Raw genomic sequence first — 22,127 nt, forward strand, 5'->3', positions numbered from 1 at the left:
GACTCCTCACCATAGTGATTTCATTATTATAGCACTGTGAAATAACCATTTAACTCTACCTATTGACATCATAGTGATGTCACTTTAAAATGAAATTATGATTTCACTTTGATGTCACCTTAACGGAGGAAGATAAATGAATGCTATACAAGATGGCCTTAACCAGTTTATTTCTATTCGCATGGAGCATGTTGCAAGTTCCATGTTGGCCACATCCCCAGAATACGAAGATTTAATGAAAAACTGTAATCAACTCTTTTCTATTCTACATGATTGCTTGCCAAAGGAATACATACAAGCACTTTACGACTATGAAACCAATACTACCTTACTCCAAGGCATGGCTGAATCTATTATGTATGAACAAGGCTTAAAAGATGGCGTATGCCTAAACCAAATTTTGGCTGGTGGATAATTTTCCCTTTTCGCCCTATTAGAGGAATAGAGTTACCCTTAATAGCTTACCCAAAAACCACACTCTGATTTCACGAAATGATAGGTTAAACTTTTCTGTCCATCCTGCACAATCGTTGGTGAACAGTTAACCTAGAATCTAGAAACAGACGTTTTCATTTTTGTCCTTTTTAGCAAGACTATCCATATGATATACTATGAACTAACAACAGAATGGCTTAGATGGGCGGTCGGCTAGTCTCCTGCAAAGGAGGTGATGCCTGTGGAGGTTAAAGATACGCTGATGTTGATGATTCAGTTTGCAACGTTGGTGATCTTGATTATTTCCTTCAACAAAAAGAAGTAGACCGCCCTCAGCAAAGGTAAACGGTCTACTTCAACGCCTTTGTTAACACAGCCACCGCCCTTATAAGCGGCTGTTGTAAAAGAGTGAGGATGTTGGTAGCATCCTTACTCTTTTTTAGTATATACCTTTTGGCTATAGTTTATCACAGGAAAAACCATATTGCCAATATGGAAAATCTTTTATTCAGGCACCCAAATGTAGGATTTCCCACTAACATACTCTATTCAAATATCAGATGACAGCATTTCATCCCAAGTTATTTTTTTGAAAGCAGGGTTATTTATAAAAACCGTTGAATAACCGGGATATCCGGGGGACTAATTTCATCAGGAAGATGGTCGAGATCAAAAAATCTTAATTCCTTGACTTCATTTGGATCTTCCTTTAGCTCCCCCGTATATTCGGTGCAAATATAGGCTGTAACGACATTATATACTTCGTCCCCATGCGGGTATTTATAGTATAATTGCGGCCCGGAGAATACATCCAATAGAGTAAGGCTACCCGCCTTCAGTCCTGTTTCCTCGGCTAATTCTCTTACCGCGACCTCTTCCATAGATTCTCCCGGTTCCAATGACCCGCCTGGCAATCCCCACAAACCATTATCTGTTCGAAGTCCTAGCAGTAATTTGTTTTCATGAAGTAATAGCACGCAAGCGCCTGCCATGATTAAGGGTCTGGTACCTACCACTTTTCTTAAGTCCATCATATAGCCCAATCTGATCACTCTTTTCATTCGTCAAAAGAAGGCACCGACTCTTTTGTTGTCAAGAACGATGCCTTCTGATGTTTAGATGTCATTTGTACCTTATTCCTCTTAAATCGCAGCAATTTCCTTGCCAATCGGCATGGTGTAGTAGAGCGGTTTTTGCTGTTCGTTTTGCTGGTAGACTACGAGTAGCAACGTTCGGCCTTCAGCGGTCAAAGGGCTGCCGCCACTCAGGATATGATCCAGCCGGAACGGCAGAACATCCAGCACAGCGTGCTTTTGCAGTTCCTTTTCACCCAGCTTCAAGGAAGCGAAAGACGGGATAATCTCGCGGTATGGCTGCGACTGATCTGCCACAAAGTCTGCAACCACAGGTGACAACAGCGCATCCGGGTGCTGGAGAGCCATTTTCATATAGCTGGACCAATCGTCCTTCTCCAAGGCGTGTTCCCACCAGATTTTACGCGGCTTGTATTTATGGTTCAGGAAATAGTCGAGCTTCATCAGCCCAAGCACCATATCCATTCGCTTCGTTCCGCGTGATTCAAGAAAGGACTGGAGACGCGTGAACAGGTCTTCGAGCTGGTGGCCGATTTTTTGCCAGCCTTGTCCCTCCCAATAGTCTCCGAACTCCTGAAAGAAATCAAAGGCGGACGCAAATTCGCGCTCGATCAGATAGTTCACTGTATGATCCATACGATGAGAGTTCCAGTATTTCTCCAGCACATCTTCCAAACGTTTGAGCCGAACGATATCGGCAAAGGAAAGGACGTCATTGCTCAGCATTTCATAAGGTGCAACGTCCATGTACGTGTAGTTGTACTTATCTGCGTCGATGCGCAGTCCAGTACCACGCAGCATTTTGAGGAAGCCGAGCTGAAGCTCTTCCGGGCCGAGCGCAAAAACGTCATTAAACGTTTTACGGAACGTGTTGTAATCCTCCAAAGGCAGGCCGGCGATTAAATCGAGATGCTGGTCGATTTTCCCGCTTTGCTTGACCTTCGTAACGGTACGGGAAAGCTTGGCAAAGTTCTGGCGACGCTTGACCAGCTCATTGGTCGGATCGTTCGTCGACTGGACGCCGATTTCAAAGCGGAATACGCCCGGCGGCGCGTTTTCTGCCAAATAATCCAACACCTCGGGACGCATAATATCTGCTGTAATCTCAAACTGGAAAACACATCCACGATGGTTTTCAATGAGAAACTTGAACATTTCCAGCGCATAATCGCGTTTAATGTTAAAGGTCCGATCCACGAACTTGATCAGGTTGGCTCCGTTGTCGATCAGATACAGAATATCCGACTTCGTGCGCTCAATATCGTAATAACGTACCCCTACCTCAATACTGGACAGACAAAACTGGCAACTGAACGGGCAACCCCGACTGGTTTCAAAATAAACAACCCGTTTGCCTAATTCCGGTATATCCTCTGCAAAGCGGTACGGTGACGGCAGCTCGTTCAAGTCCGCCTTTGGACGGCCCGGCATCTGAATGACCTCTTCTCCCTTACGGTAGGACAGTCCATAGACAAAATGGTACTTTTGCGTACCCTCAATCTCCTGAAGCAGTTGATGAAAGGTTTCCTCCCCCTCACCGACAACGATAAAATCCACATTCGGCAGGCGTTTCATCCAATGATCGGTATCGTAAGAGACTTCCGGGCCACCGAGAATGATTTTGACCTCCGGCATAATCTTTTTCAATACATCAATGACTTTAATCGTCTCTTCAATGTTCCAGATATAACAGGAAAATCCAATGACATCCGCTCCCCGCTGAAACAGGTCGGATACGATGTTCATCACAGGGTCCTTGATCGTATACTCCGCCAGTTCGATGTCAAAGTCCTTTTCACTGTAGGCTTTGAGACACCGGATCGCCAGCGAGGTATGAATATATTTTGCGTTTAACGTTGATAAAATGACTTTCATAGGTCACAACCTTTTATAGTTTGCATGACGCCTCATATCTTTTAGTATAGCTATTCAAAATCCTCGTACACATCATCCGCATAAATCTCATCTTCGTTCACTGTTCCTCCGGCATTCCCCTGATTTTGAAAAAAATCAAGGAACAGCTTGCCGTACTTGCGGAACTTCACTTCGCCGACACCCTTGATCAGCAGCATGTCCGCCTCAGATTGCGGGTTCGCTACACTCATCTCGCGCAGCGTAGCATCGTTAAAAATGATATAGGACGGCACATGCTCCTGCGCGGCCAAATCGCGGCGAATCAGGCGCAGTTGCTCGAACACCGTTTCGTTGACTGCCGCTGGGTACGCATCGCGTCCCTGTCGTCCACGTGAGCCTGTCCCACCTGCAAAAGCTGTGGCATGTCGCACCACACGCTGCATGACTTCGCGCTGACCTTTCAGCACTTCAGCCGCAGGCTGCTGCAAACGGACAACCGGATATTGTCCCTCAGACAGCAGCAGATAACCTTCCGATACAAGGACGTTAATAATTTCAGAAATTTCTTTTTCCGTCCGATTGCCCATTACACCATAGGTTGGCAGGCTGTCAAAGCCATACTGTAGCACTTTTTTGTTACGCGAGCCTTTCAATACCGAGGCTACCATCGAAACACCAAAACGTTCCCGCATGCGATGAATACATGAAAAAATTTTTTGCGCATCAATGGTCATGTCTACCAGTTCCCGTTCATCTGTACATGAGCTGCATGTGCCGCAAGCCTCATGCTCCTCTGCCTCACCAAAATACTCAAGCTGCGCTGTACGCAAGCAGCGAGTCGTGTAACAATAATCAACCATCTGCTGAAGCTTGCGGTAGTCGTTGCGCTTGCGGTCCTCATCCTGCGGATTTTGCTCGATCAGGAATTTCTGGGTCACAATATCCTGCGGTCCGAACAGCAAAATACATTGACTCGGATCGCCGTCACGTCCTGCGCGTCCCGCCTCTTGTACGTAAGCCTCCATATTTTTAGGCATATTGTAGTGAATGACGTAGCGCACGTTCGATTTGTCGATCCCCATGCCGAAGGCGTTGGTCGCTACAATGACACGAATATCGTCGTACAGGAACCCCTCCTGGCTGTCTGCCCGTTCCTGATCGGTCATCCCGGCATGATAACGCCCAGCCGCCATTCCCGCATCCCGCAGCCGTTGGTACAGGTCGTCCACGTCCTTGCGTGTCGCTGCATAAATAATGCCCGATTCGCCGTCATGCTCACGCGCATAATTCAGCAGAAAGCTGCGCTTGTCCTCCCCACGCAGCACACTGAACGCCAAATTTGGCCGTCCCAGTCCCGTGACGAATGTCTCCGGCTCACGCAGGCGAAGCAGCCGCACGATGTCGTCCATGACCTGCGGTGTCGCCGTTGCCGTGAATGCCGCTACAATCGGGCGCTCGTATAGCCCGTCCACAAAAGGAGCCACCGCCAAATAACTGGTGCGAAAGTCATGTCCCCACTGGGATACACAGTGCGCCTCGTCGACCGCAACGCAGGAAATCGGTAGCTGCGCCATCTCATCGCGGAACCAGTCCAGCTCCAGCCGCTCTGGTGCAACATATAGAAGCTTCAAATCTCCATTCCGTGCGGCACGTATGCGGTCGTTCACTTCTCGTCCACTCAGCGTACTATTGATATAGGCAGCCGCAATTCCCATCGTGGTCAGCGCATCCACCTGATCCTTCATCAGTGAGATCAGCGGTGACACAACAATCGTCAGCCCATCATGCAGCAGTGCAGGAATCTGGTAGCATATGGATTTCCCGCCGCCTGTCGGCATAATGCCTAGCGTATCGTTGCCCTCCAGCATACTGGCGACAATTTTCTTTTGACCCTCCCGGAAATCGGGATAGCCATAAAATTTTTGCAGTAAATCCTGCGCCCGTTCCAATGTTGGTGCTTGTACACTCATAGTTTCAAAACTCCTCATATTTCTGGCGTCCCTCGACGCATATCGGCTTATCTTTCGTTACCTTTAGTTTACCGGGGTTCGGGGTAATGTTCAACCGCTGGAAGTCCATAGGCATGATGTATAATGAAATTCTTATCGAACCCTTCTACCATGGCGTTCGCTGTTTTCTCATGATATAGTGGACACGGTGCCGCAAGTTTGTCCATTACTATGATGAGACACGGTACCAAGAAGGAGAAAGAACCCATGAACAATCGTAAACCCAATCGAAAAAATCATACAAAATCCACGCCAAACACAGGCAACTCCAAACGCAGCCATAAACCCGCCGGAAAATCCGGCTCACATAGACCCGAAGCACGGGGCAAAACGGGGGTTTTTGATAAAACTGCTGCCCGAGAGCACGGTAAACCGGAAAAAAGCGTTGCAAAAACATACATCGTGCAGGAGCCTGCCGAGCTGTTGAATTTTTTGGTAGAGCATGTGTCTGGCATGGGCCGCAATTCCATTAAATCAGCGCTGGCCCGTGGACAGGTGTCCGTGAACGGCATTTCTCGTACCGTGTTCAATTTTCCGCTGGAGCAAGGTCAGACAGTGGCCCTCTCCAAGGAAAAGATCACTCCCGTGGTGCCGCTGACCGGGCTGCGTATTTTGCATGAGGATGAGGCCATTATTGTCATTCACAAGGATGCCGGGCTGCTATCCGTCGCCTCTGCGCAGGAACAGGAAGTAACGGCATACCGTCAGCTTACGGCACATGTGCGACGTGAACATCCATACAATCGTATTTTTGTGCTGCATCGTCTGGATCGTGATACATCTGGAGTCATGATGTTTGCGAAAAGCGAAGCCATACAGCAGGAAATGCAACAAGCGTGGAAGGAAGTCGTGTATGAACGAACGTACATCGCTCTCGTAGAAGGACAGGTTAAAAAGGCTGCGGGCACTATCACCTCATGGCTAAAGGAAAGCAAGACGCTGAAAATGTATTCCAGCCCATATCCGAATGACGGACAGCACGCGGTTACTCATTACAAGCTGCTTCAGGCCAATCGGCATTTTTCTTTGCTGGAAGTACGTTTGGAAACCGGACGCAAGAATCAGATTCGCGTTCATATGGAGGATATCGGCCATCCGATTGTGGGAGATAAAAAATACGGCTCCAAAGCCAAATCTATCGGTCGCCTCGGCCTGCATGCGCGCGTACTGTCGTTTATTCATCCCGTCACTGGAGTATTGCTGCGGTTTGAATCCGACATTCCTAAAACCTTTTTAAATCCGTTTCGAGAGTAGCCTTACGTAAGACAAGCAGTAATAATTGGAGCGGAAAAAATATACGGGGAAATCAGGGGGCTGTATGATACAGCTCCCTTTTTTATTCATTAAGCGGTATGCTTTCGGACACCATTAGCTGTTTTCATCAGCTCGTCCCAAATGGAGATCGGTGTATTGCAAATGGGACAATTCAGCCGACCGTTTAAATAGGGTAAATGGGCCAAAAGGTTGTTCTCTTCAATTTTTTGGGCATATTGATATAGCCATTGTAGATTAGAGCCTTTATGGTCCAATGAGCCGGGTTGGATCGAATAGGGAACCAGGTTGTTTGAGTTTACCGGATCTTTATCGTAAACCACCAGAACATCACTTTGTTCAACAGGCCAAATATAGAGCGGAGTTCCGCAATGCGGACAATCCAGCGTATATTCATCACCAGTATCAAAGCTTTGCAGCATAAAAGCTACACATCGATAACCCTGAAAGGCAGCCCCCGCAGCCAAAACATAACGCTTGCCAACATCTCCTTCGTGGTCCTTAGCATACAGCACCATTTCCTCGGTCAATCCTGTAAGCCGGACAATGGCCTGCTGGTATTGTTCATATATATATTCAGCCAGATCTGCATCCAATTCTACCTGATCCCTTGCAAATTCCAACGGAACTTTTGTATGTAATGGATTAACATTCTTGGCTTCAAATATTCCGCAAATATTATAAATATCTGCTCGAATACTTATATCAGAACTGCTTAACGCAATATCTACGAGGTATGGTACAGCCGCAAAGGTACATGTATATAACGTATTTTGGTGATATAGTTCCTCCCAATACAAGGTGTCAGCTATTTCGCCGTCATATCCGGCTTGGAGCTGCTTCAACATTTCCGGGACGTATTGAGAGGAACCATAGGGGCCTTGGAGCAAAGCCCAGGCCGGATCGGACAAAGCCAGCATCTTGAAACTCCTTTCACCGTTTTACTTTCAGTGTAACATGGCATGGTATTGTGAAATCCTTTTTGCTATCAAATTCATTTTAACTTCATAATTCTCAGCTTCTTACGTTTATTTTATTATACGCTTATTATTAGCTGAAGTTTCTTTTCTCATTTTACGCAATGCCCAAAGTCACTTTCCTTGCAAGTCTATAATCATATTCGGTTAAGCTTGCGGTATTTTGAAGGTGACATGTGCTTTCTAGCTGAAAAAACCCGACTAAAATAAAATCTGTTCAGATATCCGCATTTTCCCGCAATATCATCAAGCGTATATTTTGTCTCCAGCAATAAAGTCTGGGCCTTCTCAAGACGCAGTGTGGTCACATACCGGATGGGTGTTAAGCCCACCGCCGTCTGAAAACGCCTCGTGAATTGCACGGGACTTAACCCCAAACATGGGCGTTCACCGCCTTCATTTTCCATGTCCTGCTGACTGTGCGCCAAATGTCCACAAAGCGTTCTATTCATCATCTGCTTTGTCATTATAAATCCTGTTACTAAAGATTAGCTAAACGTGAAATAAAGTATATACGTATGATGTTTCCGTGCATATCAAAACAAAGCTCGCTCAGGTAACAGCGTCCAGCAGCCTTAAAGCCTTGCGTATGATGACGTTAACGAGGATTTAATCAATCTCCATCATCATCGGACCCCCTTTTGAAGTCATGTCCGAATTGGTACGTCATTATCGAATTGAGGTGTTTACAGATGGAACGTGGAGGACTCTCCATACAGAACAGAATAACCGAAAGCGCAAAAAGAATTCATGAAATCAGGAACTCCGTTGTTACGGATCGGCTTCGTTTGGTCGTCGAGGCCACACACGGCAGTCCACGGGCTGAAACCGTAGAAATTCGTCTATATGAACAGAACATAAGCGTACGTGAACGTTCATTCCAGGTTATGGGTACATAATCCTAGCTACAGGATGGAGTATATGAATGGGTATATGAAAAGAAGTGATGGGAACATTATGTATGAATACTGCAACTATAAGGGGAAATAGCCCATGACCATGACACCGGAACAGCGGATTACCCTGCACGGGTTTAACAATCTGACCAAATCGCTGAGCTTTAACATGTACGATATTTGTTACACTAAAACAAGGGAAGAACGCGAAGCCTATATCGAATATATTGACGAACAATACAATGCGGATCGGCTGACTGCCATTTTAAAAAATGTGTCCGATATCATCGAGGCTCATGTGCTCAACGTAGCCCAGCAGGACTATGTTCCTCAAGGAGCCAGTGTGACCATGCTTATATCGGAAGGTCCTATCATGGAGGTGCCTACAGAATCCTACGCCGAATCACCCGGCCCTCTGCCCGATTCTGTCGTTATACAGTTGGATAAAAGCCATATCACTGTCCATACCTACCCGGAATATCATCCCGACGAGGGAATCAGCACGTTCCGAGCCGATATTGACGTCTCTACCTGTGGAGAAATCTCCCCGCTCAAGGCACTCCACTATTTGATTCATTCCTTCGACACAGATATTATGACGATTGATTATCGGGTACGCGGCTTTACACGTGATACGAATGGGCACAAGCTGTTCATCGACCATGACATCGCCTCCATTCAAAATTATATTCCCGACGAAGTGCGTAACCAGTATGACATGATAGACGTGAACGTGTATCAGGAAAACATTTTCCACACTAAATGCAAGCTGAAACAATTCGATCTGGACAATTATCTATTCGGCTATACGAAGAAAAGTCTGAGCGGGAACGAGCAGCAGAACATAACCGCCCGTCTTAAAACAGAAATGGATGAAATTTATTATGGCAAAAATATGACGTAGCGGGATGGGACAGCAGGATGGACTATATGTTATCCATTAGAAAAGGACAATAGCTTTGGAGCTGAAACAGAGCCGGGCTTTTGTCCTTTTTTGATGCAAAATGAGAGATTTGATTCAGCTTTATCTGTACAAGTGGGAGATTGTTCACTATGATAGGGAAAGAATCCACTAATTTGAAATATTAAATTACACCTCTTAGGCACGCTTTCGATTGTAAGCGCAATCAATTGATCCTACTAATTTTGTTATGGAACACAAAGGAGGAATTTGCATGCAAGGCGGTATTGGCGGTAAAAATATCATTTTACGACTGGAAATTTCCACTGAGCACATCCAATTTGGTCAATTGATTACGCTGGTCAACGAACATGGCGGGGATGTTATTGCGATTGACGTCATTCGCACCTCTGAAAAGGTCACCGTGCGGGATATTACGGTTACCATTGCCGACCCGGCCGAAATCGACCGAATGATTGCCCGAATTAAAAAAGCGCAAGGCGTGAAGGTACTGTCCATCTCTGACCGGACCTTTCTGCTGCATCTCGGGGGTAAAATTGAAATGCAGCCCAAGGTTCCGATTCAGAATCGCGACGACTTGTCCCGGGTGTACACTCCAGATGTAGCACGCGTGTGCATGGCGATTCATGAGGAGCCGGACAAAGCCTTCCGTTTGACGATCAAACGGAACACCGTTGCTGTCGTCTCGGACGGAAGCGCTGTCCTCGGCTTGGGCAATATCGGCCCCTACGCGGCTATGCCGGTCATGGAAGGCAAAGCTATGCTGTTCAAGCAGCTTGGGTCCGTCGATGCTTTCCCGATTTGTCTGGACACACAGGACACTGAGGAAATCATTAAGGCGATCAAGCAAATCGCTCCAGCTTTCGGCGGTATTAATTTGGAGGATATTTCATCGCCCCGCTGCTTTGAGATTGAGCAGCGGCTGCGTCAGGAGCTGGACATTCCTGTTTTTCATGATGATCAGCACGGTACCGCTGTTGTCTTGTACGCAGGGCTGATCAATGCACTGAAGGTCGTCGGCAAAGCGCTGTCTGATGTGAAAATCGTCGTCTGCGGTATCGGAGCTGCGGGTGTAGCCTGCACTAAAATTTTGCTGTCTGCGGGTGCAGTTAACATCATTGGTGTAGATCGCCACGGGGCCATTACAGCCGATGAAACGTACGATCATCCGGTGTGGAACTGGTATGCACAGCATACCAATCCCGAGCGGCTGTCAGGCACGCTGTCCGAGGTTCTGAAAGGCGCTGACGTGTTTATCGGTCTATCGGCTGGCGGGCTGCTTCAACGGGAAGACGTAAAACGCATGAACGAGGCTCCGGTGGTGTTCACCATGGCTAACCCGGTTCCCGAAATTGCCCCCGAGGATATCGAAGACATTGCAGGCGTCATTGCCACCGGACGTTCAGACTATCCTAACCAGATCAACAACGTGCTTTGCTTTCCCGGCATATTCCGCGCGGCGCTCGACTGTCGCGCCCGTGAAATTAACGAAGAGATGAAGCTTGCGGCAGCAGAAGCCATTGCGAGTACGATCCGCCCCGAAGAATTAAATAAGCTGTATATCATCCCCGGCGTATTTAACGAGAATGCCGTTCAGCGGGTGCGTGAGAAGGTCATTCGGGCTGCGATTGAGAGTGGAACCGCCAGAAGAGTACCTCGCGATTTCAGGTAAAAGAGAATCTGCCTATTCCGTAAGACATGTCTGGTAACGTGCCAAAAAGGATTGCTCCCCTATCTAATACGGGTGCAATCCTTTTTTTTATAAGAAGATGAAGATTTTCTGCGGCTATGACTTCCATTTGGAAAATAACTGGCTGGCGCGTTGGGCGAACTCCTCCAGATTAAAGCTGGAGTTGTCCAGCTTGTAGTACCATTTTTTAATCGTCTCCAGAATCCATGACGGAACTTTAACCTCCGAGATACTTGAGTAAAACGTATGATACGCCCACACCAGATGCTCCCAGCGCTTGTCATCGCCCTCCTTCACATATTCGGATACGTCCAATACCTTGGCGCGTCCATCTTGCATCAGTACATTTTTGAGATGAATATCACGGGGATTCAGCCCCTTGGATCGGACAAACTCCCTCGCCTCTTCCACGTCCAGAATGACTTGCTCCGGCACCGGAATGCCTTGCAGCAGACAATCCAGCAGCGTAATACCTGATTCATAGCTTATGACAATATACTTGTCACCTTTCCCGTAATAATGAGGAAAAAAATCGGATCCCCGCAAACGCTCGTATACATCGGCCTCCGCATCCTTCTTCTCGATCGCCATGTCTGAGTACACCTTGAACGCGTAGCCGGGCAACGTATCGAGCGTAAATACGGCCGCATCCGTCCCGATGCCAATACAACGGACGTCTTGGGAGACTGTTTTAATCGTAACCGGATCATTATCCTCCGTACTGTAAACAGTCACTTGACTTATAATTTCGTCTGCCTGCCTCCATTGTTCAACCATGTGCGATCCCTTCCTTCTCTGTTCTAAACCATTGGAATGAAGTTAGACATATGTCGGATACAGCAGTAATTTTTTCAGCTCTGAATAGCTTGCCGCTGTTTCATAGACTCCCGCTACCTCAGACTCCGGGGCAGCCTTTCTGTGATTGAACCAGATGACCCGCCAATTCGCCGCTACAGCTCCCGCCACGTCATTACGCCAGGAATCCCCGATATAGCAGCAATGCTCCGCCAGAGTCCCTGTCCGTTCGTTCACTACTTCAAAAATACGTGGATCAGGCTTGGCATAGCCAACCGTTCCGGATACAAAAATATGCTCTGCCGCAATATGATTTTCCAGCGCCATGGCCCTGATTTTGCTCATCTGGTGATCTTCGAGACCATTCGTAATCAAGCCGACCAGATATCCTGCCGAGCTCAATTCATCCATTAACGATGTAGCTCCCTCGAAAGGCTCAATCCGATACTGGCGATCCAAGTACTCTTTTTGGATATCCACTGCCTGCTCACGGGTAATATTCACCCCAAATTCCTGTAAAGCCAAGACAAAACGGCCTTCCCTCATATCCTCCAGCTCATCCTGTCCCGCTTTCCCCTCCAATAGTCCTCCTTTTGCCGACAATACATCACTGTAATAACGAATTCGATGATAGGCCTCTTCATAAGGAAAACGCTCACTCAATCCTAATACTGTACGCAACGCATCGCGAGTAGGGTGCAAATGATCGTACATTGTATCATCCACATCAAAAAATAAGGCCTTCTTGTGCAAGTTCATATACCCACTTCTTTCTGTAAAAATCATTGGATGACGTCCATCCTCACCTTGTCCTGATATTATACCCGCTGACCCGATACGTTGCACCTTACTCCTTCGCCATCCATAGCTCGTATCTGTAGTTTCGATCTGTAATTTGTAGCAATTATTTGTATCCATTCCCGCATTCACACTTCACCGTGGCGGTCATAAACTGAAAAGACATCTTTTTCACAAACTCACTTTACTTCTGTACTTATCTAGGTATCTCGTCCTGTTTTGCCCCGAAAGCGGTTTATTCCATAACACACGGGTAAAAGGTCACATTTTTGAAAAGATTCAGCATACAGGTTTACATTTCGTGTAAAATCACGTACCTTTTAGGGACGAACGCTTTATGGATGTACTTGGATAAGGAGGCATACACGATGATTTCCGGTTCTAACCCTGCCTACGGATCAGCTACACCTTTGATTGAGGCAATTATAGAATTTGAACAGGAGCTTGAAGCGAACCGGCATTCTCTGAGTTTTGATTTGGGATTGATTATGGAGCATGGCCGCGCGCCACGATATATGGCTACACCACCGGATGTGATTCCCTTTGCCCGCGCAGGCGTGGACGGAATACATTACGGCTTTTTAACGGATTTTGGACTTGTAAAGGATCTTTCGCAGGCCCCCATTGTGTGCATATCCCCTGTTGACTGGACAGGTGTATGGGTGGTTGCCCGCCACTTGCAGGATTTTTTAAGTGTTGTTTATACAGAGAACAGTTCATTAAAGCGCTACTACGCTAGTGGACAGGATTATACAGGACATACAGGACATCGGCCGCCTCAGGCCGTAGATGAACGCACTGCGTTTGTGCGGGAATCCTTTCGGGAGCGCTTCGGTGTTCAACCGATTCAGGATATGGCTGCCTACATCGACAGTTTGCGAACCGAGCGCAAGCAAAACGAAGCTGCCCCTACACTGAACGGCTTGGGCATTCCGGCATTTCCTTCTTCCGCAAAACAGCGTTCCTCTATGAAGAGTGCTCTTTTAAGCGTGGCAGAGCCCTTTCATTGGGATAAACAAGGTGAAACAGTACGTGATTTGTTTCGCAACGCTTCGCGTGAAGCGAGATTGGCCTTTATCCGGGATGCTCAAACACGCCATCTGTTCACCCATTCTGCCCTTCGTGTTTTTGTAGCAGGACAGCTTAGATCCATGGGCTTGTCTGAGGCTGCAACACATTTGGAAGAGTCCTACTATACAGTTATTCCCGATACGATGGAATCTTGACGGATTCCTTCTTATTTCCCACACAACCGCCTCTGAAAGGGCGGTTATTTGTGCTACAATATATACAAATAATACGGCCAAACGGCCCGGTACGAATGAAAGAGAGCGAGCATGAATAATCATTCCCATCCTACCCCTGAGATCATCGAGGTTTGCCTGCTGGCTGGCAAGCTCATGATGCAAAATGGAGCCGAAACCTATCGTGTCGAAGATACGATGTCCCGCATTGCCTTAGCCTACGGCATATCCCAGTCCCATAGCTATGTGACACCGACCGGGATTTTTTTTGCCATTAACGACTCGGAGCCTGCCAAGCTGATCCGGATTGCGGAGCGGACCACCGATTTGCACAAGGTAGTAGAGGTTAACGCGATTTCACGTAAAATAAGTCTGGGTGACCTGTCACCCCGCGCAGCAGTTACGGAGCTGTCCAAGATTGAACGTGGTCCTCTCCGCTATTCCAACGGCGTACAACTTGCAGCCGCGGCATTGGCGAGTGGCTGCTTTATGATTATGTTTGGCGGGGTCTGGCGGGATTTCCCCGCAGCCGTTCTCTGCGGCGGGGCTGGCTTCGCAGCCGTGCAATATTTTCACAGGCTCGTTAAGGTTAAGTTTTTCTCAGAATTTTCGGCATCTTTTCTAATCGGCTTGCTGGCGGCCTTACTGACAGTTGCAGGCTGGGGCCAGATGATGGACAAAATCATTATTGGCTCCGTTATGCCGTTGGTGCCGGGCTTATTAATTACAAATGCCATTCGGGATTTGATGGCCGGACACCTCGTTTCGGGCATATCCAAGGGTGCTGATGCTTGCTTGACGTCCTTTGGCATTGGAGCCGGCGTTGCGGTTATCATTTCGTATATGTGATTCGGAGGAGATCCAAGTTTATGCTTGCACAATTATTCACAAGCTTTATTGCTACCGCTGCTTTCGGCATTCTTTTCCATGCTCCCCGACATTCACTGCTACAATGTGGCTTCGTCGGCATGTTGGGCTGGCTCGTCTATTATTGGACGACAGACAGCATGGGACCCGTGAGTGCCAACCTGTTGGCAACGGTTCTAATCGGAATCATCAGCCAGAGCTTGGCCAGACTGTACAAAATGCCCGTTATTATTTTCAGCGTGGCAGGCATGATTCCGCTCGTCCCGGGGGGAATGGCCTACAATGCAATGCGACAGTTTGTACAACATAATTATCCTCAGGCACTGGAGCTAGCTATGAGTACGCTGATGATCGCAGGTGCCATTGCTGTCGGCTTGGTGCTGTCCGAGGTGCTCAATCAAATTTTTCGCAACATCCGTTTTAAACCGCAACGTTAAACGATGGGGAAGGCAACATTTTTTTTCACAACATAAAAAGACTGCTTCCAAAACCACGCACGATTGTAGTGCGCAGAACATTTTGGATGCAGCTTTTTTTCATGTTCCACTTTATAAACGATGTTTGTTCGTCTATTTATCCTCAACATCCACTCGTTTACCCAGAATTGCCAAATCCCGCTCTATGCTGTCCAGCACTGCAACACGCGGATAATAACCCCATTGCTCAAAACCGAACTTGCGCAGCAAGGCGATACTCGGCTCATTGTGACCGAATACAAACCCCAACAGTGTCGTAATTCCAAGCCTATGGCATTCATTCAGTATGTGCTGCACCAAACGACTTCCTGCTCCAGTTCCACGAGAATCTTCATGGACATAAATACTGATTTCCGCCGTACCGTTATAAGCTGGACGTCCGTAAAAAGACTGAAGGCTGGCCCACCCTGCAATCGTCTCTTTATGTCTCAGAACCCACAAAGGTCGATGGTCTTCTTGATGAGCCTCAAACCATGGGATACGGCTCTCCACTGTCACGGGCTCCAAATCTGCCGTTGCCATTCGACCTGCAATGGTGGAATTATAAATGCCCACAATAGCCGGAAGATCCTCCCTGCGCGCAAATTCAATGGAAAAAGATTGGTCCCTATTCATCGTTTGTACCCGCCTCCTGTTCTGTTGATTTATTTCATTGTACAAGACAAGCTCCCAAACAGCCATATCGAGTTGTTTTTTTGCGGTTCGGATGCAAAGGGTTCTATAATAGAGCTTGAAGAAAATCAAAAGCTTCAAAGATTAGCCGACCCATTTAACAATATAAGACAGGAGGTGTGCTTCGGAGTTCACGGGATTCTGAAGCAGCTTATATGAATATTGGAACTCAAATTTTGATTTTGGAAATACCTATGGAATCTTTCTTTGGAAAAACAACGATTTATCCTGTGCTGCTCAAGGATGAGGACGGGCTTACGCTCATTGACACGGGGATGCTAGGCCAGTTGGAAGCGTTGCGCAAGGCTATTGCAGATGTGGGAGAGGATATCAGCCACCTGAAGCGAATTATTTTAACGCATCAGGACATTGATCATATCGGTAATGTTCATGCACTACTGGACTTGCTACCGAATACCGCTCTATTGGCTCATAAGGATGATATTCCTTATATGACAGGGGATCGGCCGTTTGTGAAGCTGACACCGGAACGAATCAATCAGTTGGATAATACACTCAAACAGCAAGCAGAGGATATGATCCGCCGCTTGCCAGACTTGCGCTTTGCCCATATCCTCGAAGACGGTGAGCATCTTCCGTATGGTGGAGGAATACAGATTATTCATACACCTGGTCACACACCGGGACATATCAGCTTGTATGTGCCCGCACAAAAGCTGCTTTTGGCGGCGGACGAGCTACGTGTAGTTGAAGGCGAACTGGTCGGCCCTGCTGAGTCGGCTACACCGGATATGCCACTGGCCTTGGAAAGCCTCGGTAAACTGACTGTATTGGATGTCGAGAAGGTGCTGTGCTACCATGGGGGTTTTTATGATCAAAATGTACAGGCACGTCTACAGACATTAAGTCAGGAACGAGACTAAAGTCCGTCAGATCTATAAACAAATATGCAAGGATTTTTCATAATTCCATTCTCAACGCTTAAGTGTACACTATATAGACGAACTAAACCGTTTCGATCTATTATAATGCTGATTTAAAATCGCTCTTGGGATTTATGTAAAATGCTCATGCAATAAGCGTTATAATGAATCCATGAATAGAAAGGGTTGAATCTGTATGAATGATAAAATAACCCGGCTGTATGATGAATTGAAGTCACAGTCATGGGACGGATTGCTCGTTACCGATCCCAAGCACATTTACTACCTGACTGGCTTTGCCAGTGAGCCACATGAGCGATTTCTTGGCCTGGTACTGCTTCGGGACGAGGAGCCTGAACTAATCGTGCCTGCACTGGATGCAGAGGCGGCCCACGCTGCTTCTTCCGTGACTCGCATCTCCACCCACACAGATACAGACAATCCATATGATCTGCTGCGCCAGCGCACAGGTACTGGGGTAAAGGTGTTCGCCTTGGAAAAGGAACACGTCTCTGTACTCCGCTACGAGCAGCTACATACTGCCATTGGTGCGGCTCAATATGTGGATCTCGGTCCCGTGCTTCAGGCTATGCGCGTAAGAAAAACACCTGAGGAAGTACGGCGTCTGAAACATGCCGCACAATTGGTAGAGGACGCGCTTCGCCACGGCCTGACCCATGTGCGTGAAGGCGTGACAGAAGTCGAGCTGGTAGCCGAAATTGAATACCAGATGAAGAAAATCGGCGCAGATGGCCCGTCCTTTGACACTACGGTGCTATCTGGACCCAAAACAGCGCTGCCTCATGGTGTTCCTGGTACCCGCAAGCTGCAACACGGCGATCTGCTCATGTTTGATATGGGCGTATATTCAGATGGCTACGCCTCAGACATTACGCGCACTTTTGCTTTTGGCAAGCTGTCAGCTGAGCTGGAGACGATTTATCAGACGGTACTCCGCTCAAACGAGGCTGGTATTGCCGCCATTCGCCCGGGTGTATCCTGCGCGTCGGTAGACCAGGCAGCACGTGCAGTTGTAGAAGCTGCCGGGTATGGTCCCGCCTTTAACCATCGGGTTGGACACGGCCTTGGCATGAGCGTTCACGAATATCCGTCTGTGCATGGCGGCAATGAAGACCTGCTTCATGAGGGCTTCGTGTTCACCATAGAACCCGGCATCTACGTGCCAGGCCTCGGCGGTGTGCGGATTGAAGATGACGTTCTGGTCACCTCTGACGGCGTAGAAGTACTGACCTCTTTTCCGAAAGAGCTAACGGTACTGGGATAAGTTTGATATCTTTTTTTGCTTTAAAGCTCATGCTGAAAACTGCATGGGCTTTTTTTACCCTCTTGATTCTAATATCGATCGAGAGCAGTTGTGATTTGCGTTTAACTTTGCTATACTTTATATAGCTAATTTTGCTTTTTTGCGGATATAGTAAAGAACACGTTTTGAATACTTTGAAATATCATAGCCGGATATTTTAAGTACATCTGTAATGTCTGTAACATTCAAGACTTGTTTATGCTCTTTACTCATCTCTACAATTAAGTTAATTTCTTCTCTGTATTTTGATTGAGCTTCAATTTGGATATTCTCAGTATCCTGTTTGTGTTTGTCTATTTTTTTCCTGATGCGTGCTAACGTCCTGGTGATTGTCATGGGGTATACGTGGAGTATTTCAGATATCTGGGAGTTATTAGCTCCTTTCATAATTAAGTGCATCACTGTTTTTTCATGTTCTGTAAACAGAGAACTACATAACAGTTGTTGAACATAAACCTTATTAATCACATGTTCATCCATGTTATTTTGTGAGTTGTCTGTAGCTTCGAAGTTATCTATTGAATCAAAATGTTCCATTGCATCACTGAATTGGGCAACTTCCCTGTAACGTTCTATAGGAACTTGAAGTAACTTTGCCATTTTTTGCTCACTCGGCCTGTAGCCCAGTGTATCTTCTATTTCTACCATTCTTCGGATCATATCAATAGCTCCCCGACTAAGTCTTACCTCTTGAGAGTTGCTATATAATAACTGATTAACCTCCCATAAAATTGGCCTTACTACATACGTAGTAAATTTAATTCCTCGATGAATATCAAAATCCTTGAGTGCCGTTAGTAATCCTATACATGCATGTTGGTATAAGTCATCTTCAGTAACCTTGAATTTCATTTTTAGCTCTTCTATACTTCCCTTATATCGCATAATAATCGAAAACATAAATTTCCGATTCTCTTGAAGAAATTCCCCAAGAAGGTCTTTGTCCTCTTTACACGCACAGATCAGCTTTATATTATGCATATCCTTCACAGCAGGTTTTCTTAATTGTATATACGTATCACTGAGCAATCTGTTCACCCCGTCTTTTCTGGCGATACCAGCATAATGAATCTCCTTCTACATTGATCACACTCACACTCCAGTAGTCGGTCTACCTTTTTAGAATTTATTTATCTAAGGATTTTGCAAAAATCCACAAAGCGACGCTTAATCAGGAATATATAGATCGAAGTGATTTTATTCGTCTATATATTGTACCTTGGAGCGAATGGAATCGAATTTTGCAAAATCCTGATCTGAATAGTTAATGAGATACGTATGGCCGGAATCATCCAGGTATAAAAAATTCTTTGAATGCGTTTGGTTAGTTTGCATCGAATCCAACACATACTCATGCTGGGTAAGGAACTGCTGCTCCATTTCCTGAACCAAAGACATATATTCATTCATTTGCAATTCGAGCAATTGATTACGGGCCGCAAGTTGTCTATTTTGGGAAATCAGATGATGATTTTTCCTTTTAAGCTCCTTATTCTCTTTGACAACTCTCTGAATTTTGCTAATAATTTGTATAAATTCTACTGAATCAGAATCTTCCCTATCTTGCTGATACATGTTGTTGTTCATATGGTTCATATCATTTCCTCCAGAGTTTATTTATAGCGATAGTCTGTAAAATCCTTGAGATGGATTTCGACCCGATTCAGGTTACAGTCTGGTTCATCTGCTAGCGTTTGTTCCAGCCTTTCAAACATAAGCAGTATCCCTTTGCTCACAGGCGGCTTAAATGTGTCTTCGCCTGCATCGTATCTCGCCCACCACTTCCTCAGGGATTCCATTGTTATAGTCTGATTGATATAATCCCCACAGTGCTTACACCAAAGAACAAGGGATTGATCGCATTCCATCTCTTCAGGAACAAAAGAAGATTCCGCCCCACAATGGGGGCATTTATTCATATAACCGATCATGTTCTATAACCTCGTTCCTAGGTGCTGTTCCTTAAACCCGGCAGGTAGAGAAACAGGATCATAGCTTTGGTTCGTTATACCGTTTAGATGAAGGGTAACCTTCGGGTCTGTCAAAAAATAATAGGATACTTCTATTCTTTTGCGTTCAGCACTCTCCGTGTAGAATTCAAAACAAAATTCTCGCCCGCCCTTTACAGGATGAGCTACCTGAAAATAGAGACCTTCACTATAATCTTTACAATATACGTGGTTAACAATTACATTTTCATCAACCACTAAGGACCAATAATCGGCAGGGGTAATAACATCCGCCTTTATTGAAATAGCGAAAAACTCCAGATCATTAGATATCTTAAAGGTGTCTGTTACCTTCCTTTTACCTTCTAAAGCTCTTAAACCATCTATATCAACCCTGCGGCTTGCTATGCAGGGCCTTGTTTTGGTAGGATAGAAAGGTGGATCTAATCTTCCACCAACTATATAGCGACTTAACATGTAAACTACCTTCCTTTTTAACAATTTTCATTAAATTTTCAGAATCATTCACTTGCAATGCCTCGGCCAGATATGTATACTAAAAATGTATAGTAAGGGGCAGTGCGTAGTGCCTTTCTATTTCCTTTTGGATTTGATTTTATTCTGATAGTGGTATATCAGAATGTTTATTTGTCAATCTCAGTTTTATAGAGATCTCTTAGTTTTTTCACGGCTCGACAAGCATGGGATTTATGAATATCAAGATAATGGGCGATTTCTGCAGGTTTCATATCCATTCCTTCTTCAGTGAATAGCATGAAATTTATGATTCGTTGCTCCTGTTTTGTGAATCTGTTACGGTTGCTTAAGTAGTCTACTTTCACGTCTACTAATTTAAACCCGTAATCATTCACTTGAACCGAGTAATAATTGGCCATTGAGCCTTCTTCATCTGTGCCATCGCAAAAGTTTACGGTTGTACTGAACTGTGTAATTTTACGTTTTTTTTTACGTATAATAGTCAACCACAGAACGTTTAATAACCGTATGTGAAAAAGTAGATATATCCTTTTTTATATTGCCTTTGTGGATCGCTGTCAGAATTTGAACGATTGAATCCTGTTTCACATCTTCTCGATCCTCCTCGTTAACACCACGAAGTATAAAGTTAAAAATATGATTTAAGGTATCTGGGTTAAATGAGCTAACATTTGTCGTTATCATTGCGGTTCTCCTATTTTAATAGTTTATTTTAATTCAATAGGTTCCAGTTCACTCTGTTCCCTCCTTAAAACTTGTATCACAACTCCTTTCCGAATTTCGACATTCGACAATTAGTTTCCACTTTTTTCTTTATCTTACCCTACTCTTTTTTTAATACGTAATACATTTGAATCAGTTCCATTTACCTAATTGAATATATAATTTTTAGGATTCTACTCTAATAGTCGTCATATCTATCAGAAGAGTTGCAATTTATCTATTACTTTTTTTGAAAAAATGCGAACCTATGTTCCCATTCTAATAGGTATATATAACCTTGTCAATTCCTAACATTGATTGATGTTATTTTCATCTGGTTATATTGTTCCATTTTTTTGTGTATACATCTTTAAAAACAAGCCTTTTGAATCAATTCGAGCATATTTCTTAAGACCTATTCCAACATTCCTTTGGAAACTGTCGTAGTTTCTCGATAGCCTCATTAGTACTTCATTTCAAACGTCAGTTTGCTTCCCCTATAAATCTATTTCCTATCCACCTTCAAGTCTGGCTACCAATGCCTCTACCTTCGCATTCAAGGATCTGTTTTCTGCGAGCAAGCTTAAATTTTCGTTCTGAAGCACAGCTATCTCTTCACTTAAGCGATGGATTTCCTCCTTATGACTTGACAAGGCATCCATTAAAGTAACCCGAAAAGCCTGCTCATCTTTGGACAGTAGCTCTCGTTCTTTAACCTTATTATTGCTACGACCGCTGGCGTAGCCGATGACTCCTGAAATGCCTGTAC

The 22,127-nt window shown here is 45.6% G+C and carries 24 protein-coding genes; 11 read left to right on the plus strand and 13 right to left on the minus strand.

The genetic code is table 11. From position 1 onward, the window contains the following. Positions 1 to 136 precede the first annotated feature (136 nt). A complete protein-coding gene (locus tag QD47_RS02455; protein WP_044644628.1) occupies positions 137 to 415 on the plus strand; it encodes a hypothetical protein in 279 nt (92 codons plus the stop codon). Positions 416 to 670: 255 nt separating this feature from the next. Then, entirely contained in the window at positions 671 to 760 is a 90-nt protein-coding gene (locus QD47_RS34015) for a putative holin-like toxin (protein ID WP_007429455.1), read from the plus strand. Between the two features lie 280 nt (positions 761 to 1,040). On the opposite strand, the gene QD47_RS02460 is transcribed toward QD47_RS34015, so the two are convergent. The 3 genes from QD47_RS02460 to recQ all read right to left on the minus strand — a co-directional run bounded on the left by QD47_RS02460 (position 1,041) and on the right by recQ (position 5,353). Next, positions 1,041 to 1,478, minus strand: a complete 438-nt coding sequence (locus QD47_RS02460) for an NUDIX hydrolase (RefSeq protein ID WP_044644629.1) — start codon at positions 1,476 to 1,478, stop codon at positions 1,041 to 1,043. A 99-nt stretch (positions 1,479 to 1,577) separates the two neighbouring features. Next, positions 1,578 to 3,404 (minus strand): B12-binding domain-containing radical SAM protein, encoded by a 1,827-nt coding sequence (locus tag QD47_RS02465; RefSeq protein WP_044644630.1) that lies wholly within the window; start codon positions 3,402 to 3,404, stop codon positions 1,578 to 1,580. Positions 3,405 to 3,454: 50 nt separating this feature from the next. After that, positions 3,455 to 5,353: a DNA helicase RecQ gene (gene recQ / locus QD47_RS02470; RefSeq protein ID WP_044644631.1), complete on the minus strand. Its 1,899-nt coding sequence runs from the start codon at positions 5,351 to 5,353 to the stop codon at positions 3,455 to 3,457. Positions 5,354 to 5,599: 246 nt separating this feature from the next. Here recQ and QD47_RS02475 point away from each other — a divergent pair, with 246 nt between their 5' ends. Continuing rightward, on the plus strand, positions 5,600 to 6,646 hold the full coding sequence (locus tag QD47_RS02475; RefSeq protein WP_044644632.1) for an RluA family pseudouridine synthase: 1,047 nt from the start codon (positions 5,600 to 5,602) through the stop codon (positions 6,644 to 6,646). Positions 6,647 to 6,735: 89 nt separating this feature from the next. On the opposite strand, the gene QD47_RS02480 is transcribed toward QD47_RS02475, so the two are convergent. Both QD47_RS02480 and QD47_RS02485 read right to left on the minus strand, forming a co-directional pair. Continuing rightward, positions 6,736 to 7,584 carry a hypothetical protein gene (locus tag QD47_RS02480; RefSeq protein ID WP_044644633.1) on the minus strand — a complete coding sequence of 283 codons (849 nt, stop codon included), beginning with the start codon at positions 7,582 to 7,584 and terminating at the stop codon, positions 6,736 to 6,738. A gap of 194 nt (positions 7,585 to 7,778) precedes the next feature. Continuing rightward, positions 7,779 to 8,108 (minus strand): helix-turn-helix domain-containing protein, encoded by a 330-nt coding sequence (locus QD47_RS02485; protein WP_044644634.1) that lies wholly within the window; start codon positions 8,106 to 8,108, stop codon positions 7,779 to 7,781. Positions 8,109 to 8,333: 225 nt separating this feature from the next. Between QD47_RS02485 and QD47_RS32045 the strand changes: the two genes are divergently transcribed. The 3 genes from QD47_RS32045 (at position 8,334) to QD47_RS02500 (ending at position 11,131) form a co-directional block, all read left to right on the plus strand. Next, positions 8,334 to 8,540, plus strand: a complete 207-nt coding sequence (locus QD47_RS32045) for a hypothetical protein (RefSeq protein ID WP_044644635.1) — start codon at positions 8,334 to 8,336, stop codon at positions 8,538 to 8,540. A 94-nt stretch (positions 8,541 to 8,634) separates the two neighbouring features. Further along, a complete protein-coding gene (gene speD / locus QD47_RS02495) occupies positions 8,635 to 9,441 on the plus strand; it encodes an adenosylmethionine decarboxylase (RefSeq protein WP_044644636.1) in 807 nt (268 codons plus the stop codon). Between the two features lie 271 nt (positions 9,442 to 9,712). Next, positions 9,713 to 11,131 carry an NAD-dependent malic enzyme gene (locus QD47_RS02500; RefSeq protein ID WP_044644637.1) on the plus strand — a complete coding sequence of 473 codons (1,419 nt, stop codon included), beginning with the start codon at positions 9,713 to 9,715 and terminating at the stop codon, positions 11,129 to 11,131. 114 nt (positions 11,132 to 11,245) lie between these two features. Here QD47_RS02500 and QD47_RS02505 read toward each other — a convergent pair whose 3' ends face one another. Beyond that, positions 11,246 to 11,926, minus strand: coding sequence for a protein kinase family protein (locus QD47_RS02505; protein WP_044644638.1), 681 nt, complete (start codon positions 11,924 to 11,926; stop codon positions 11,246 to 11,248). Between the two features lie 42 nt (positions 11,927 to 11,968). After that, on the minus strand, positions 11,969 to 12,703 hold the full coding sequence (locus QD47_RS02510) for an HAD family hydrolase (protein ID WP_044644771.1): 735 nt from the start codon (positions 12,701 to 12,703) through the stop codon (positions 11,969 to 11,971). A gap of 407 nt (positions 12,704 to 13,110) precedes the next feature. Here QD47_RS02510 and QD47_RS02515 point away from each other — a divergent pair, with 407 nt between their 5' ends. The 3 genes from QD47_RS02515 to QD47_RS02525 all read left to right on the plus strand — a co-directional run bounded on the left by QD47_RS02515 (position 13,111) and on the right by QD47_RS02525 (position 15,290). Then, on the plus strand, positions 13,111 to 13,968 hold the full coding sequence (locus tag QD47_RS02515) for a hypothetical protein (RefSeq protein ID WP_044644639.1): 858 nt from the start codon (positions 13,111 to 13,113) through the stop codon (positions 13,966 to 13,968). Between the two features lie 111 nt (positions 13,969 to 14,079). Continuing rightward, a complete protein-coding gene (locus QD47_RS02520; RefSeq protein ID WP_044644640.1) occupies positions 14,080 to 14,835 on the plus strand; it encodes a threonine/serine exporter family protein in 756 nt (251 codons plus the stop codon). A gap of 20 nt (positions 14,836 to 14,855) precedes the next feature. Continuing rightward, on the plus strand, positions 14,856 to 15,290 hold the full coding sequence (locus QD47_RS02525) for a threonine/serine exporter family protein (RefSeq protein WP_044644641.1): 435 nt from the start codon (positions 14,856 to 14,858) through the stop codon (positions 15,288 to 15,290). A 132-nt stretch (positions 15,291 to 15,422) separates the two neighbouring features. Here QD47_RS02525 and QD47_RS02530 read toward each other — a convergent pair whose 3' ends face one another. Next, a complete protein-coding gene (locus QD47_RS02530; RefSeq protein ID WP_044644642.1) occupies positions 15,423 to 15,944 on the minus strand; it encodes a GNAT family N-acetyltransferase in 522 nt (173 codons plus the stop codon). A gap of 176 nt (positions 15,945 to 16,120) precedes the next feature. Here QD47_RS02530 and QD47_RS02535 point away from each other — a divergent pair, with 176 nt between their 5' ends. Beyond that, positions 16,121 to 16,885, plus strand: a complete 765-nt coding sequence (locus QD47_RS02535) for an MBL fold metallo-hydrolase (protein WP_459542281.1) — start codon at positions 16,121 to 16,123, stop codon at positions 16,883 to 16,885. A 196-nt stretch (positions 16,886 to 17,081) separates the two neighbouring features. Beyond that, positions 17,082 to 18,170 (plus strand): M24 family metallopeptidase, encoded by a 1,089-nt coding sequence (locus tag QD47_RS02540; RefSeq protein ID WP_044644643.1) that lies wholly within the window; start codon positions 17,082 to 17,084, stop codon positions 18,168 to 18,170. A gap of 117 nt (positions 18,171 to 18,287) precedes the next feature. Here the strand turns inward: QD47_RS02540 and QD47_RS02545 are convergent, their stop codons facing one another. The 5 genes from QD47_RS02545 to QD47_RS32890 all read right to left on the minus strand — a co-directional run bounded on the left by QD47_RS02545 (position 18,288) and on the right by QD47_RS32890 (position 21,340). Continuing rightward, complete coding sequence (locus QD47_RS02545) at positions 18,288 to 19,247, minus strand: sigma-70 family RNA polymerase sigma factor (RefSeq protein ID WP_235332164.1); 960 nt, start codon at positions 19,245 to 19,247, stop codon at positions 18,288 to 18,290. A 159-nt stretch (positions 19,248 to 19,406) separates the two neighbouring features. Then, positions 19,407 to 19,805, minus strand: a complete 399-nt coding sequence (locus QD47_RS02550) for a hypothetical protein (protein ID WP_044644644.1) — start codon at positions 19,803 to 19,805, stop codon at positions 19,407 to 19,409. Positions 19,806 to 19,822: 17 nt separating this feature from the next. Next, on the minus strand, positions 19,823 to 20,008 hold the full coding sequence (locus tag QD47_RS33855) for a hypothetical protein (protein ID WP_327204659.1): 186 nt from the start codon (positions 20,006 to 20,008) through the stop codon (positions 19,823 to 19,825). Positions 20,009 to 20,143: 135 nt separating this feature from the next. Then, positions 20,144 to 20,635: a hypothetical protein gene (locus QD47_RS02560; RefSeq protein ID WP_044644646.1), complete on the minus strand. Its 492-nt coding sequence runs from the start codon at positions 20,633 to 20,635 to the stop codon at positions 20,144 to 20,146. Positions 20,636 to 21,124: 489 nt separating this feature from the next. Beyond that, the gene (locus tag QD47_RS32890) at positions 21,125 to 21,340 is read right to left on the minus strand and encodes a sigma-70 RNA polymerase sigma factor region 4 domain-containing protein (protein WP_235332165.1); all 216 of its coding nucleotides are present in this window, start codon (positions 21,338 to 21,340) and stop codon (positions 21,125 to 21,127) included. Between the last annotated feature and the right edge of the window lie 787 nt (positions 21,341 to 22,127).

The organism is Paenibacillus terrae, from assembly GCF_000943545.1.
GTDB lineage: Bacteria > Bacillota > Bacilli > Paenibacillales > Paenibacillaceae > Paenibacillus > Paenibacillus terrae_A.